General features: G+C 32.3%; 14 protein-coding genes. All 14 read left to right on the top strand.

All coding sequences use genetic code 11. The features are described from left to right. The 14 genes from G9F72_RS18080 (at position 1) to G9F72_RS18015 (ending at position 16,257) form a co-directional block, all read left to right on the top strand. Positions 1 to 1,008: a rod shape-determining protein gene (locus tag G9F72_RS18080; RefSeq protein WP_164956017.1), complete on the top strand. Its 1,008-nt coding sequence runs from the start codon at positions 1 to 3 to the stop codon at positions 1,006 to 1,008. Continuing rightward, positions 1,009 to 1,854: a rod shape-determining protein MreC gene (gene mreC, locus G9F72_RS18075; protein WP_164956016.1), complete on the top strand. Its 846-nt coding sequence runs from the start codon at positions 1,009 to 1,011 to the stop codon at positions 1,852 to 1,854. A gap of 36 nt (positions 1,855 to 1,890) precedes the next feature. Next, positions 1,891 to 2,382, top strand: a complete 492-nt coding sequence (gene mreD, locus G9F72_RS18070) for a rod shape-determining protein MreD (RefSeq protein WP_164956015.1) — start codon at positions 1,891 to 1,893, stop codon at positions 2,380 to 2,382. Positions 2,383 to 2,397: 15 nt separating this feature from the next. Next, complete coding sequence (locus G9F72_RS18065) at positions 2,398 to 5,286, top strand: penicillin-binding transpeptidase domain-containing protein (protein WP_164956014.1); 2,889 nt, start codon at positions 2,398 to 2,400, stop codon at positions 5,284 to 5,286. 223 nt (positions 5,287 to 5,509) lie between these two features. Then, on the top strand, positions 5,510 to 8,374 hold the full coding sequence (locus G9F72_RS18060) for a penicillin-binding transpeptidase domain-containing protein (RefSeq protein WP_164956013.1): 2,865 nt from the start codon (positions 5,510 to 5,512) through the stop codon (positions 8,372 to 8,374). Positions 8,375 to 8,689: 315 nt separating this feature from the next. Next, positions 8,690 to 9,322, top strand: a complete 633-nt coding sequence (gene minC / locus G9F72_RS18055; protein ID WP_164956012.1) for a septum site-determining protein MinC — start codon at positions 8,690 to 8,692, stop codon at positions 9,320 to 9,322. A 14-nt stretch (positions 9,323 to 9,336) separates the two neighbouring features. Beyond that, positions 9,337 to 10,143 carry a septum site-determining protein MinD gene (minD, locus tag G9F72_RS18050; RefSeq protein WP_164956011.1) on the top strand — a complete coding sequence of 269 codons (807 nt, stop codon included), beginning with the start codon at positions 9,337 to 9,339 and terminating at the stop codon, positions 10,141 to 10,143. A 14-nt stretch (positions 10,144 to 10,157) separates the two neighbouring features. Further along, positions 10,158 to 10,421 carry a cell division topological specificity factor MinE gene (gene minE / locus G9F72_RS18045; protein WP_164956010.1) on the top strand — a complete coding sequence of 88 codons (264 nt, stop codon included), beginning with the start codon at positions 10,158 to 10,160 and terminating at the stop codon, positions 10,419 to 10,421. A gap of 98 nt (positions 10,422 to 10,519) precedes the next feature. Further along, positions 10,520 to 11,632: a rod shape-determining protein RodA gene (rodA, locus tag G9F72_RS18040; RefSeq protein WP_411955965.1), complete on the top strand. Its 1,113-nt coding sequence runs from the start codon at positions 10,520 to 10,522 to the stop codon at positions 11,630 to 11,632. Positions 11,633 to 11,645: 13 nt separating this feature from the next. Beyond that, positions 11,646 to 12,017, top strand: coding sequence for a methylglyoxal synthase (locus tag G9F72_RS18035; RefSeq protein WP_164956008.1), 372 nt, complete (start codon positions 11,646 to 11,648; stop codon positions 12,015 to 12,017). A 153-nt stretch (positions 12,018 to 12,170) separates the two neighbouring features. After that, complete coding sequence (locus G9F72_RS18030; RefSeq protein ID WP_164956007.1) at positions 12,171 to 12,557, top strand: endopeptidase; 387 nt, start codon at positions 12,171 to 12,173, stop codon at positions 12,555 to 12,557. 69 nt (positions 12,558 to 12,626) lie between these two features. Beyond that, a complete protein-coding gene (locus G9F72_RS18025) occupies positions 12,627 to 13,487 on the top strand; it encodes a M50 family metallopeptidase (protein ID WP_164956006.1) in 861 nt (286 codons plus the stop codon). A gap of 231 nt (positions 13,488 to 13,718) precedes the next feature. Then, positions 13,719 to 15,578, top strand: coding sequence for a TIGR03960 family B12-binding radical SAM protein (locus G9F72_RS18020; protein WP_164956005.1), 1,860 nt, complete (start codon positions 13,719 to 13,721; stop codon positions 15,576 to 15,578). Continuing rightward, positions 15,523 to 16,257 (top strand): TIGR03936 family radical SAM-associated protein, encoded by a 735-nt coding sequence (locus G9F72_RS18015; protein ID WP_187356028.1) that lies wholly within the window; start codon positions 15,523 to 15,525, stop codon positions 16,255 to 16,257. Before G9F72_RS18020 ends, G9F72_RS18015 begins: the two co-directional genes overlap by 56 nt. Positions 16,258 to 16,264: the final 7 nt, after the last annotated feature.

The following is a 16,264-nucleotide window of genomic DNA, read 5'->3' as shown; positions in this document are numbered from 1 at the left end:
ATGGGAATATTTGGAACGTCTCGTGATATGGGAATAGATTTAGGAACAGCAAATACATTAGTTTACTTAAAGGGGAAGGGAATTGTTTTAAGAGAACCTTCTGTTGTAGCTATAAACATAAATACTAATAAGGTTTTAGCGGTTGGCGAAGAAGCAAAGCAAATGATAGGTAGAACTCCAGGTAACATTGTTGCAATTCGTCCTATGCAAGACGGAGTAATTGCAGATTTTGATATTACTGAAAAAATGCTTAGGCACTTTATAAGTAAAGTTAGTTCAAAAGGATTTACAAGCCCAAGAATTGTAGTTGGATTTCCGTCAGGCGTAACTGAAGTTGAAAAGAGAGCAATAGAGGAAGCGACTAAAAGAGCAGGAGCAAGAGAGGCATATTTAATGGAAGAGCCAATGGCAGCAGCTATTGGAGCTGGACTTCCTGTAAATGAACCAACTGGAAGCATGATAGTGGACATTGGAGGCGGAACTACAGAGGTAGCAATAATTTCACTGGGTGGAATTGTAACAAGTAAGTCTCTAAGAGTGGCAGGGGATAAGCTGGATCAATCAATAATAGCGTTTATTAAGAAACAGTACAGTCTTATGATAGGTGAGAGAACTGCAGAAAATATTAAAATTGAGCTTGGATCTGCCTTTGTATTAGAGGATGATGACATGAGCATGCCAATAGTAGGAAGAGATTTAATATCAGGACTTCCAAAAGTTATAGAAGTAACACAAAAGGAAGTAAGAGAAGCATTAAGTGAACCAGTTCAAGCAATAATAGAGGCAATAATAACAACATTGGAGAAAACCCCACCAGAGCTTGCATCCGATATAATGGAAAAAGGAATTATGTTAACTGGAGGCGGCGCACTGCTCAAAGGAATAGATACACTTATAAACCGCGAAACTCATATGCCTGTGCACATAGCTGAAAACCCACTTGACTGTGTTGCTATAGGAGCAGGAAAAGCTCTTGTTAACATAGACGTTATGAGTAAAAGAAGATAGATGAAATTTTTAAAGAATAAACTGGCAGTAGTTATTATAATACTGTCAGTTACATTTTTATCAATAATCGGGTATAGTGCGAATAGAGAAAAAATGTCTTTCGTGGAAAACGGTGTGGGAGTAACTATAAACTCAGTGCAGGGTTTATTTTATGATGGGTTTTATAAAGTAAGAAATTCTTTTAAATTTATAACAAACTTCTCAAATGTTAAAAAAGAGAATGAGCAGCTAAAAAAAGCTAATAGCGAGTTCCAAACAAAAGCATTAGAATATGATGCTGCAATAAAAGAAAATGCAAGCTATAAAAGCATGTTTAAGTTTTCAGATAAAAGAACTGAATACAATTACATAGGTGCTGACATAAAAGGAATAAGCGGGAATAATTTTTCCGATGGTTTTATAATAAATGTTGGTGAAAATAAAGGCATAAAAAAAAGAATGATAGCTATGACTGGTGAAGGTCTCGTGGGTCAGGTTACTTCTGTAGGTAATAATTGGGCTATTGTTCAATGCTTATCTAATGAAAATATTGCAGTGGCAGGTCTTGTTGAAAGAACAGGAGACAATAATGGTATTGTTAAAGGTTACAAAGATGAGAATAATAAATTGCTTGCACAAATACAGAGGCTTTCTTTAGATTCGGCTATAAAAAAGGGCGACGTAATAGAGACTTCAGGACTTGGGGGCATATATCCAGCTGGAATTAGAATAGGAAGTGTGTTAAGTGTTTATTCGGATAAAGGTGAAGTAATGAAAAGTGCTATAATAGAGCCATACGTTGACTTTACAAAGATTGAAGAAGTTTTCATTGTGGTACCTAAGGATACTAGAGAAATAAAATATTAGGAGTTGTATTATGAAGAGAATATTAGGGATTTTATTATGAAAAGAGTATTGTCATTAGTATTTTTATGTATTCTATTTCTAATATTAGATAATACTTTGATGCCTTTACTTAAGATAAATGGTGCATATCCAAGTCTAATATTTACTTTTGCACTATGTTATTCTATAGTTAGTTCTCCAAAAGATGCAGTTATAATTGGCGTTTTTACTGGAGCCCTTCAGGATTTGTATTTTTTAAATGGGTCTGGAATCAATATGCTAACAAATATGCTTATGTGCCTTGTAGCTGCTGAAATAGGTAAAAGTATATTTACTGAAAAGGCACTTCTGCCAATAGTATCATCTTTTGTGTTAAGTGTTATAAAGGGTTTAATGGTATTTTCTATAATGTTTTTGATAAAGCAATATACACATATTGAGGTAGTATTATATCGTGGGATATACAATTTGATAGTTTCTATTTTCATGTATAAATTTGTGTATAAACTTTCTCAAAAGGAATACATGAAGAAAGAGTGGAGATTTTAAAAGGTTGGTGAAATAGTGGGTAAGAAAAATAAAGATAAAAACGAATTTTCTAGATTTAATGTTTTGGTTATAATTATGATTATGATTTTTGGTGCCATTATTTGGAGGCTAATAAATATACAGGTAATTAATGGCGAATTATATAGGGAAACTGCAAATCAACAAAATCACAAGATAATATCAACAGTAGCTCCTAGGGGTGATATAATTGATAGGAACGGCAATAAATTAGCTACAAGTAAACAAAGTTATATATTAACATTTACTAAAACCCAGGAAAGCGAAGACAGTTTCTTTCCCACTATGGACAATGTATTTAAAATTCTTGATGAAAATAAGGGAATTCTGGTAGATGAGTTTTTACTTAAGGTAAAGACTAGTGCAGATAAAAAAACTACAGAATACAGCTTTGATTTTAGTAAGACTGTAGATAAAAGAACACAGGATTGGATTGAGCTTAGATTTAAAAAAGATAGGGGCTTTGAAGATGCAATTATTAAGAAGCTTTATAAGGATAAAAAGAAAGATGATTTAAATGCAGAGCAGCTAAAGAAAGTTGACGTAGAGCTTTTAAAGATTACTCCAGAGCAAGCCTTTAATGAATTAATTAAACAGTATGGAATGGACAAAATGATAGCTTCTAAAAGTAAAGAAGAACTAAGGCGTTATATGTTGGTTAAGGATACTTTAAAGATGCAGAGTTTTTCTGGATACAAGCCTATAACTATCGCTACTAATCTAACTCCTGAGGCTGCCGGTATTTTTGAACAAATGCAACCTGAAATTCCAGGTGTTAGTATCACAACTCAACCAATTAGAGTTTATCCTAATAAGGATTTAGGATCAGCTTTTTTAGGGTATATTTCTAAGATAAATCCTTGGGATAAAGATAAGTATGAGGAACAAGGCTATGATATAAGTTCTGATTATATAGGTACTTCAGGAATTGAAGCAGCCTTTGAAGATATTTTAAGGGGAACTAAGGGTCAAGAAAGTATAGCAGTTAATAAGCAAGGACGTAAAGTTAGTACCCTTGGGGAAATTGAAACTTATCCTGGGCAAACAATACAGCTTAATATAGATAAAAATATGCAATACGCCGCAGAAAAATCTTTAGATGATGTGATGGTAAATCTACAAAAAGCCGGTAAAAACACGGGGCAAGGTGTAGATACTACAAATGCAAATAGAGGTGCAGTGGTGGTGCTTGATGTTAATACAGGTAAGGTATTAGCATTAGCAAGTAGACCTGGATATGATCCTAATCTGTTTTCAATATCTGGTAGTTCATCTACTGAAATTAACAATTTATTAAATCCAAAAATAGATGAAATGGGACCAAAGTATATTCAAGACCGAGGGCTTGCAAATATTAAAGGTGTACTAACAGATAAAGATTTGGCGGAGAAATCCAAAGCAGAAAAAGAAAAAATATTGCTTGATTATATGTTTCCTCTAGACAAAAGTATAGAAGGTAATTCTAAAATAAGGAAAGATAATAATGATATTTTTCCAAAAGCAACATTCAATTATGCAACTAAATCTCTAATACCTCCTGGTTCTACTTTTAAACCATTGACTGCCATTGCTGGGCTAGAAGAAGGTGTTATAACGGCGGATTCTACAGTAGATGATAATGGACCATACAATAGCAGGTACCCATCCGTTACTGCAGCCTGTTGGTTATATAATGAGCATGGTTATGGTCATGGATTAGTATCTTTAAGAAAGGCAATGAGAGAATCTTGTAATTATTACTTTTATGATGTAGCTGATAAACTTTTTGCAAAGGGTGGGGAGAATAAAAGTGGTCTGGACCTACTTGCAAAATATGCATGGAAATTCGGTCTTGGAATAGACCCTAAAAGTAATGAAAAGCCTGCTACAGGTATAGAGATACCAGAAAACTTTGGTCAGGTATATAATTATGAATCTAGTAAGGAAATATTAGCTAATATTCATATAAGTAATCTGGTAGGATTTTTGCAAAAGGGAACAAATGCTATAGGAGGCAAATATAAACCTCTTGATACGGTGTCGCAAAAAGAAAATGGCACTAATGATCAAATACAGGAAATTAAAAAATTGAATGAAAAGAAACTTAAGCTTCAGGCTTTCTTTAAAGCAGAAATGAAAAAAGATAAGAAAGATTCCTATAGTTCAATTATACAAAGTTCTCAGGTTTCTATAAATGAAATTATTGAAGCTTCTAAAGCATTAAAAAGCAATAATTATACAGAGAGAGATATCAGAGCTATGGCAGAAACTATATATTCGGAAATTAGTAATTGTAATACTGAAATTAATACTGCTGCTAATGAGTATTATGCAGCCATAGGTCAAGGGTTTAATGCTTTTACACCTCTGCAGCTTGCGAATTATGTTTCTACCATGGTAAATGGCGGAACTAGATATGAAACGCACTTGGTAGATAAATTTCTAGATTCAGATGGAAAAGCAATTAAAGAAAGTAAGCCTGTAGTTTTAGAAAAAACTAAAATAAGTACAGAAACAACTAATTTAATTAAAGAAGGAATGCTCGAAGTTACTAATGATCCTAAAGGTACAGCATATGAAACTTTTGGAAAATTCCCTATACTAAGTGGGGGTAAAACAGGTTCGGCTACTTTTAATGACGTTACTCAGTCTGCTTTAGGAAGGACATCCTATGGATATTATATAGGCTTTGCTCCCTATGACAAACCTCAAATAGCTGTTTGCGCAGTGGTTTTTGATGGAGGTCATGGTGGCTGGGTTGCACCAGTTGCAAAAGCAGTTTATGAGCAGTACTTTAAAGCGGAATTACTTAAGCTAGATCCTAAATATGAATTTATGTATGATGTAGAAAAGAAAACTAGTAATGTGAAGCTACCTACTGGAATATCAGGCAATGGTCATGATTAAATAAATTATAAACAAATAGGAATTTTAAATAAACTCTAACAAATTAATTTGTTAGAGTTTATTTTATTTATGGATTATATAATAAATTAAAATTTATATACAAATAGTAAATATATTGACAAAAAATATACTTATATTCAAATTATGCAGGAATTTACCAATAATATGTGGAACAAGTAGCTTAAGTTGAATTATAATAATATTTTAAAAGGTTGGTGAAATAGTGAGTAAGAAGAATAAAGACAAGAAGGAGTTTTCTAGATTTAATGTTTTGATTATTATTATGATTTTGATTTTTGGCGCCATTATTTGGAGACTAATTAATATACAGGTGATTAATGGCGAGTTATATAGAGAAACTGCAAATCAACAAAATCACAAGATAATATCAACAGTAGCTCCTAGAGGGGATATAATTGATCGCAATGGTAAAAAATTCGCTGAAAGCAAACAAAGCTATATATTAACATTTACTAAAACAAAGGAGAGCGAAGATGCTTTCTTTCTCACTATGGACAATGTATTTAAAATTCTTGATGAGAATAAGGAAGTCCAGGCAGATGAGTTTTTACTTAAAGTAAAGACTAGTTCAGATAAAAAGACCAAGTCGTACAGCTTTGACTTTAGTAAGACTGTAGATAAAACAACACAGGATTGGATTGAACTTAGATTTAAAAAAGATAGAGGCTTTGATGATATAGTAATTAAAAAGCTTTATAATGGTAAAAAGAAAGATGATCTAAATGCTGAGGAGCTTAAAAAAGTTGATTTAGCTCTTTTAAAGATCACTCCAGAGGAAGTCTTTAATGAACTAATAAAACAATACGGAATGACTAAAATGATAGCTTCTAAAAGCAAAGAAGTACTTAGGCGCTATATGCTGGTTAAGGATACTTTAAAGATGCAGAGTTTTTCTGGATACAAGCCCATAACTATCGCTAATAATTTAACACCTGAGACCGCTGGTATTTTTGAACAAATGCAACCTGAAATTCCAGGTGTTAGTATTACAACTCAACCGATTAGAGTCTATAAGAATGGTGATCTCGGGTCAGCTTTCCTCGGATATATTTCTAAGATAAATCCTTGGGACAAAGATAAGTATGAGGAACAAGGCTATGATATAAGTTCGGATTATATAGGTACTTCAGGAATTGAAGCAGCCTTTGAAGATGTTTTAAGGGGAACTAAGGGGCAAGAAAGTATTGCAGTTAATAAACAAGGACGTAAGGTTAGTACCCTAGGGGAACTTGAAATTTATCCCGGGCAAACAATACAACTTAATATAGATAAAAATATGCAATATGCTGCAGAAAAATCTTTAGATGCAGTGATGATCAGTCGACAAAAACAAGGAATAGATAAGGATGTAAATACAACTAATGCAAATAGAGGTGCGGTGGTTGTACTTGATGTTAATTCGGGTAAGGTATTAGCGCTGGCAAGTAGACCTGGATATGATCCTAATTTATTTGCAGTATCTGGAGGGCTAACTCCTGAAATGAATGATTTGTATATAAATCCAAATATAGCGAAAATGGGACTCGAGTATATTCAAAAAAGAGGGTTAGCGGATATTGAAGGAGTGCTAACTAATAGGGATATGGCGGAAAAAACTTTGGCTCAAAGAGAAAAAATACTACTTGATTATATGTTTCCACTAGATAAAAGCATAGAGGGTAATACCACAATTAGGAAGGATAATAATGATATTTTTCCAAAGTCAACATTCAATTATGCAACTAAATCTTTAATACCACCGGGTTCTGCAATGAAACCTATGACAGCTATCGCTGGACTTGAAGAAGGCGTTATAGACGGGAACTATAAAGTATACGATGATGGCCCATATACTAAACGATATCCGACAGTTACTGCTGCTTGTTGGATATGGAATGTCAGTCATGGTTCACATGCATGGGTAAACATTCAAAAGGCAATGAGGGAGTCTTGTAATTATTATTTTTATGATGTAGCTGATAGACTTTATGCAAAGGGTGGAGAGAACAAAACTGGTTTAGACATGCTAGCAAAATATGCTTGGAAGTTCGGTCTTGGTATAGAACCCAGTAGTAATAAAAAACCGGCTACAGGCATCGAGATACCAGAAAACTTTGGACAGGTATATAATTATGAATCAAGTAAAGAAATATTAGCTAATATTCATAGGAGTAGTCTTGTGGAATCTTTACAAAGTGCAAAGAAACCTCTTAATCTTGTTTCGCAAAAGGAAATTGGAACCAGCAAAGAAATAGAAGATATTAAAAAAACAAATAAAAACAAAAGTGTGTTTCTTGATATTATTAAGACTGAAATGAAAAAAGACGCAAGGGGTTCCTATGAATCAATTATAAAAAGTGTACAAAGTGCGCTAAAAGGTCTTATTGAAGCTTCCCCATCATTAAAAAAGAATAATTATACAGATATAAATATCAGAACTATGGCTGATACTATATTTACAGAAATAAATTCTGCTAATGTGGAAATTAATTCTGTTGCTAATGAGTACTATGCAGCCATAGGCCAAGGGTTTAATGCTTTTACACCTCTGCAGCTTGCAAATTATGTTTCTACCATGGTAAATGGCGGAAATAGATATGAATTACATTTAGTCGATAAAATTTTAGAGCCAGATGGAAAGGTAATTAAAGAAACTAAGCCTGTTATTTTAGAAAAGACTGGAATAAGCAATAAAACAACTAACATAATCAAAGAGGGAATGCTCGAAGTTACTAGTGATGCTAGAGGTACGGCATATGATACTTTTGGAGATTTCCCTATACCAAATGGAGGGAAAACGGGTTCAGCTACTTTTAAAGAGGATATTCAATCTGCACTAGGAAGGACTTCGTATGGTTACTATATAGGATTTGCTCCCTATAACAAACCTGAAATAGCTATTTGTGCAGTGGTTTTTGATGGTGGTCATGGTGGATTTGTTGCACCAGTTGCAAAAGCAGTTTATGAGCAATACTTTAAAGCAGAATTACTTAAGCTAGCCCCTAAATATGAATTTATGTATGATGTAGATAAGAAAACTAGTAATGTGAAGTTACCCACTGTAATAACAGGCAATGGTCATGATTAGATAAGTTATAAATAAATTAAAATATTAAATAAACTCTAACCAATGTACTTGTTAGAGTTTATTTAATGGGTAGGCATATAAAAAACATAGAAATCTTCACCTAAAACAGTAAAACTATTGAAAAAAAATAAAAAATATATATTTATATTGAAATTAAGCAGGAATTTACTGATAATATGTTGAAATATTAGCTTAAGTTCAATTATGGATGGAACAGTTAATAATTACTTTAGAGACATGAAAATAAATAGCATACTAAATTGATATTTATTTAATGTTCCATAAACCCCAGAATAGAGCTAGGAGGTTAAAATTATGGTGACAGATAAAATAATAATTAAAGGAAATAAAGAGGGATTAAATGTAGTTATAAATATGAATCATTTCAGTGATTTTGACGATATGTTAGAGTCACTAGTTTCTAAACTTTCGCAGGGAAAAAGATTTTATAAAGGAAGTACTTTGAAAATCACTACTGAGCTTAAATACATAAATGAAAAAGAAAGTATAAAATTAAAAGACATATTGTTTGATGAATTTTTAATTAGTGATTGTATTTTTCAGGATCAAGATGAATCCACTGTTAAATTATTTACAGGCATATATGAGGGGAAAACTAAGTTTTTGAGAAAAACCATAAGAAGTGGACAAAGTATAAATTATCCTGGTAATATAGTTATAGTTGGGGATGTAAATCCTGGAGCTGAAATATATGCAGCTGGAAATATAATTGTCCTTGGTAATTTAAGAGGGGTTGTACATGCAGGTACTAATGGTAATGAAAAAGCTATAATTGCTGCATTTAAGCTAGAACCTCAAATACTCAAAATTGGTGACATTGTCACAAGATCCCCAGAAGATAACCTTAAGCCTCAATATCCTGAGGTGGCAAAAATTAAAAATGGAAATATTATTGTAGAACCGTATTTAGAGAATAAATATATTTAATGGAGGTAATGAACATGGGAGAAGCTATAGTTATAACTTCGGGTAAAGGTGGTGTAGGCAAAACGACCACCACAGCGAATATTGGAACAGCGCTTGCAGCAATGGATAAAAAAGTAGTAGTTATTGATGGAGACACTGGACTTCGAAACCTTGATGTACTAATGGGGCTTGAGAATAGAGTAGTATTTACATTAGTAGATGTTATAGAAAAAAAATGCAGACTAAAGCAAGCCTTAATAAAAGATAAAAGATTTAGCAATTTATATTTATTGCCAACAGCTCAAACTAGAGACAAAAATGATGTTAATATAAAAGATATGCTACTAGTAGTAAATGAATTAAAAGAAGAATTTGATTATGTTATTATAGACTGTCCAGCTGGAATAGAACAAGGTTTTGAAAATGCTATAGTTGGTGCGGATAGAGCTATTATAGTGGTTAATCCAGAACTCACTTCAATTAGAGATGCAGATAGGGTAATAGGAAAATTGGATTCTAAGGGTTTAGATAGACATGAGGTTATAATAAACAGAATAAACTATGAAATGACAAAAAGTGGAGATATGCTATCTGTTGATGATATTATAGAATGTTTGGCTATTAAATTAATAGGAATTGTCCCAGATGATAGGAAAGTTACCATTTCAACTAACAAAGGGGAGCCGATAGTTTTAGATGAAAAGTCTTTGGCAGGTATGGCTTTTAAAAATATTGCTAAAAGAATAATGGGAGTTGAAGTGCCATACGCTACAGTAGATGGATCATCACGTAGTGAGATGGGATTCTTTGCTTCTCTTAAAAAAATATTTAAAGGAATATAGGAGGAGGGACTCTAATGAATTTATTTAAATTGTTTTCTAGCAAGGTTTTCTCAAAAGATATTGCAAGCGATAGATTGAAGCTGATTTTAATACATGATAGAGCGGACTTTTCACCTGATTTTTTAGAAATGATTAAAGCTGACATACTAGCGGTAATATCAAAATACGCTGAAATAGAAACCGGAGAAATTGAAGTTAAATTAACAACAACGGAAGAATGTGAAGGAAGCGCGCCCGCACTAATCGCAAGTATTCCTATTAGAAAAATAAAAAGATAAGCTAGTAAAGACTCTGTATAATTAACAACTTATGCATAGCTTTTTTTTCACAATATGATATAATCATATTGGAAATGGAGGTAGGTCAAAGCATGAAGATTTTACAGAAACTAAAGCTTAATAAAAAACTTTTAAGAGAATTGGATTATAGTTCAATTATATTTGCAATTTGTATCGTGATTTTTGGATGTTTAAATATTTATAGTGCTACTAGTAAGGAGCATGGAACATACTATCTTAAATTGCAAATAGCATGGCTTATATTAGGGCTTATAACAGTGTATTTTATTTTGATATTTGATTATATTTTAATTAAAAATTACGCTGTGTTGATATATTGGGCAGGTGTAATATTTTTAATCCTAAACGACTTTGTTTTGGGATCTACTACCAAGGGTGCGACTTCTTGGATAAAAATTGGTAGTTTAGGAATACAACCTTCAGAGTTTGCTAAAATTGGTATGATAATAATGCTTGCTAAAAAATTAGATGATATGGAAGGGAAAATTAATAACCCTAAAAATTTATTTACACTTATATTTTATGCAGCAGTGCCAATGCTATTAATTATTATTCAGCCAGATATGGGAATGACTATGGTTAGTTTTTTTATAGTACTTGGGATATTTTATTGTATAGGGCTAGATCAAAAGATTATAATTGGAGGGCTAACCTCAATTATACTTTTAATTGTAGGAGTATGGAATTCACCACTTATGAAAACTTATTGGAAGGGAAGACTTACATCGTTTCTAAATCCTGAGCAATATCAACTAGGATATGGACTTCAGCTTATTCAATCAAAACTTGCTTTAGGCTCAGGCGGAATACTTGGACGCGGCTTTGGAAAAGGGGTCCAATTTAATTCTGTACCAGAAAACCATACGGATTTTATTTTCGCAGTTTTAGGAGAAGAGTGGGGACTTATTGGTGCATTAGTATTAATACTTTTATACGCAGTGTTAATATATCGATTAATAAAAATTGCGAAAAATTCTAAAGATGTTTTTGGAATTGTAATCTGTGTAGGATTTATTTCTAATTTATTATTTTCAATAATGCAAAATATAGGTATGACCATGGGTCTTATGCCTATTACAGGAATAACTTTGCCTTTTATGAGTTATGGTGGAAGCTCGCTTTTAACAGGCTTTATGGCACTGGGACTTGTGCTAAATGTAGGCATGAGGAAAAAGAAAATAAACTTTTAACGAGGGGGAAAATATGAGAATAGCACTAATAGCACATGATAAAAAAAAGGACGATATTATTGATTTTGCAAATCGTTACAAGGATACACTGATGAAACATGAGTTATACGGAACAGGAACAACAGGAAAATTAATAACCGAAAAAGTGGGACTGACCGTTAGCAGATTTTTATCAGGCCCACTCGGAGGAGACCAGCAAATAGGTGCAAAGCTAGCACAAGGGGAAATGGATATGATAATTTTTTTAAGAGATCCACTTACAGTACAACCCCACGAGCCAGATATTTCAGCACTTCTTAGATTGTGTGATGTCCATTGTGTTCCACTTGCTACGAATTTAGGTACAGCGGAAGTTTTAATGAGAAGCTTAAGAAATCGTGAATAAAGCAACAAAAAACAGCAAGCACTGCATATTTTGCAATGATTGCTGTTTTTTTAGATTATAAATATATACTTTCTCTTTTTAATTATAATATGTAATATAAATGGAAAATTTTAAATATATATAAATAGTAAAAGAATGCATGAGGGGGATAAAATGGGTAATTATAATACGCAGTATCAAAGCTATTATAATAATTTGGCTAAGAAACAGAGGGGCACAAATAATTTTTCTAGTGAAAGTATGGGACAAAGTAGAATATGGGATTTTTATATAAAAAGATTAACAAGGGAACTTATTGGTGTATTAATATTGTTTATGCTTGTAATCATGTGCAAAGTAGTAGTTACCACTAAAACTCAATATGCTTATAATTATTCTAAGAACGTGTTAAATAAAAAATATGATTATAGTATATTAATAAATAAAGCTAAGGGTTTTAAAATAAAAGATATAGGAGTAATTACAGTGAATTTTATGGAAAAGATCAAAAACACAATTTCCAATGAAAATGATTTAATTGATAAAAATATTGGACTTTAATGATTTTAATGATTTATAGTAAAATTTGTTTTTTCTTGCGCAATTTAGTAATTACTATGGGGGATATTAATGGTAAGAATAAGTAAGCTATTTCTGCCGTACATTATCTTATTGTTAATATTAGGGTTTAAAGGAGAAATTGTAATAGCTTTTATTCTAGTGTTCATCCATGAGTTAATGCATTATTTAACTGCAAGAATTTTAGGCTTTTCGGGTTTTGATATAGAAATACTTCCTATAGGAGCAGTACTTAAGGTGAAGGATTTAGATGAAGCAAGTCCTAAAGAAGATATAATAATTTCACTATCAGGGCCCTTATTAAACCTAATACTCGCAGCTGTTTTTTATGTTTTATTTATATTATTTAATATACCTTATTTGCATTTAATATATAGCAGCAATTTAGCTATAGGTATTTTTAATCTTATCCCAGCCTTTCCACTGGACGGTGGAAGGGTACTTAGGGATATACTTAGTATTAAGACTATATATAGAAAGGCTAATGAAATTTCTGTTAGGGTTAGCATGACCCTCGGAAGTATTTTCATGTTTATATATTTTGTAAGTGTGGTAGCAAAAAAAAGTAACTTTAACTTAGGACTAATTTCTATATTTATTTTAATATCTTCAATAAAAGAGAAGGAAAGGATAGTATATTTGATTATGGGCTATATTATCAAGAAGAAATACAGATTTATAAAGAGAGGGTATATAGAAAATAGAAGTATATCTATCTTTTGTAACAAGGATTTATTAATGGCGCTAGGTATGGTAGATAAGAATAAGTATAATATATTTACGGTACTCGATGAAAACATGAGTGTGCTGGAAATTTTGTATGAAGAAGAAATAATTAGGGCGATAAAAGCCTATGGTAATATAAGCTTACTTTCATATATTAATAGTAAGAAACTAAAAGCTACATTATGAAATGGATTCTGAAAAATAACTAGTGGATATTTCGGCCTTTAATAAGCTGTTATGTTCATTAGTTATTTTATTTGAGATACTTAAATCATCTTCTTCAAAGCTGTAATATTATTTTTCATTTTGAGATTTAACTTTCATGTGTTAAAATAAAATAATGTAATCTAAGAAACGTTAGGTAGACATAAAGTGTAATTATTAGCTACCTTAGTGAAAAAACTAGGAGGGATTTCTATGAACAAAATTTCGGATGATATTTTATTTAAAGTTGAAAAGCCTGCCAGATATGTAGGCGGAGAACTTAATTGTTGCTATAAAGATATAGAAAGTGTAGATATAAGATTTGCTTTTTGCTTTCCCGATGTATATGAGGTGGGCATGTCCCATTTAGGAAGTAGAATACTTTATCATGTATTAAATTCTAGAGCAGACACCTACTGCGAGCGAGCTTTTGCTCCTTGGCCAGACATGGAAAAACAAATGCGAGAAAATAATATAGCATTATATGCACTAGAGAGCAAGGATTCGCTAAATGAATTCGATTTTTTAGGGTTTACTCTTCAATATGAGATGAGTTACACTAATATACTTAATATGCTAGATATGTCTGGTATAACTATAAGAGCTTCAAAGAGAGGCGAAGAAGAACCTATAATTATGGCTGGAGGTCCTTGTGCGTATAATCCTGAACCACTTCATGATATAGTGGATTTCTTTGAAATTGGTGAAGGCGAAGAAATAATGAATGACGTGTTAGATGTTTATAAAAAGTACAAAGGCAAAGGTATGAAAAGTGAATTTCTAAGAGAAATATCTAAAATAAGAGGAATTTATGTGCCTTCATTATATGAGGTATCCTATAACGAGGATAACACTATTCGCGAATTTAAACCTAAATACGATGATGTTCCTAGTCGCGTTGAGAAAAGGTTCGTAGCAGATTTTAATCAGGTTGCGTATCCAGAAGAAATGGTAGTTCCATATATAGAAATAGTACATGATAGAGTAATACTCGAGACATTTAGAGGCTGCACCAATGGATGTAGATTTTGCCAAGCGGGCATGATATATAGACCAGTAAGAGAAAAAACCACCGCTACCCTTGTAGAGGCAGCAGATATATTATTGAAAAGTACAGGATATAGAGAAATATCACTAAGTTCACTAAGTATTTGTGATTATTCAGATATACAAAACCTTATAGCTACACTTATAGAAAAAAATAAGGAAAACCACGTTAGCATATCCTTGCCATCTATTAGAATAGATTCTTTTTCTGTGGATTTAATAAATGAAATACAAAAGGCAAGAAAAACTGGCTTAACTTTCGCACCAGAGGCAGGAAGTCAAAGAATGAGAGACATTATAAATAAGGGTGTTACAGAAGAGAAAATATTGGAAGCTGCTAGCAGTGTTTTTGCTTCAGGGTGGTCAACTATAAAGCTTTATTTCATGGTGGGACTTCCTTATGAAACTATGGAAGATGTTCGTGGTATTGCAGAGTTATCAGATAAGGTTGCAGGAGAATACTTCAAAATCCCTAAAGAAGTAAGAAAAAGAGGACTCCGAGTTACTTCAAGCTCAGCTATATTTGTACCAAAACCATTTACACCTTTCCAATGGGCTGCGCAATGCACCATGGATGAGGCAGTAGAAAAAATTAAAGCAGTTAAGTATGCTATAACAAGTAAGGCAGTTACCTACAACTATCATGAATCTATAGTTTCATACCTAGAGGCAGTTATCGCTAGAGGGGACAGAAGAATTTGTGATGTTATAATAAAAGCCTTTGAAAAGGGCGCAAAATTTGATGGTTGGTCTGAGTATTTCAAATTTGAATTATGGCAAGAGGCCATAGAAGAATGCAATGTTGATGGTAGTTTCTACGCTTATAGAGAGCGAAGTTACGATGAGATACTTCCATGGGATTTCATAGATATTGGAGTAAATAAAGAGTACTTAATTTTAGAAAATGAAAAAGCTAAAAAAGCAGAATTAACACAAAATTGTAAACTAGGATGCACAGACTGCGGTGTTAATGTTAATTTTAAAGAAGGGACGTGTTTCCATAGTGCGTTATCTAATCAAGTATAGTAAAGATAGTGAGATTAAATTTATTGCTCACTTAGATTTAATGAGAACTCTCCAAAAAATAATTAAAAGAGCAGAACTTCCAATAGAATATTCAAAAGGCTTTAATCCTCACATGGCGGTGTCTATTGCACAGCCATTGTCTGTAGGAGTACATTCCAAGGGTGAATACATGGATATAGTTTTAAGTGCAGAATTAGAAGAAAAATATATTCAAGATAAAATGAATGAAAACTCTCCTCGAGGTATAAAAATTTTAGATGTGGTAAAAGTTATACCAGTTGAGGGGAAAAAACAATCACAAGCTATGGCAATTATTGATGCTGCAAAATATAAAATTAAATTAAAGTGCACCCAGGAAGATGATGTAATAGAAATTTTAAATAGCCTTTGTAATAATGAAGAATGGAACATTATTAAGACTAGTAAAAAAAGTGGAGAAAAAATGGTTAATATAAAACCACTAGCTTATAAATTTGAATATGAGGTAGATGGCTCTATACTTATTATTTCAGCGCTTATTGCTTGTGGAAGTCGCGCTAATTTATCTGCACATTTATTAGCAGATTATATTGTGGAAAACATTGAGTCTATTAATAAAGATGCTTTTGTTGATATAGAACGTGAAGAAATGTATGCAATGAAAGATGATAAATTAGTCACTCTTAGCGAGTTTTTTTAAAAATAGT

Source organism: Clostridium estertheticum, from assembly GCF_011065935.2.
Classification (GTDB): Bacteria; Bacillota; Clostridia; order Clostridiales; family Clostridiaceae; genus Clostridium_AD; species Clostridium_AD estertheticum_A.
This window is presented reverse-complemented; position numbering and strand designations above follow the sequence as displayed.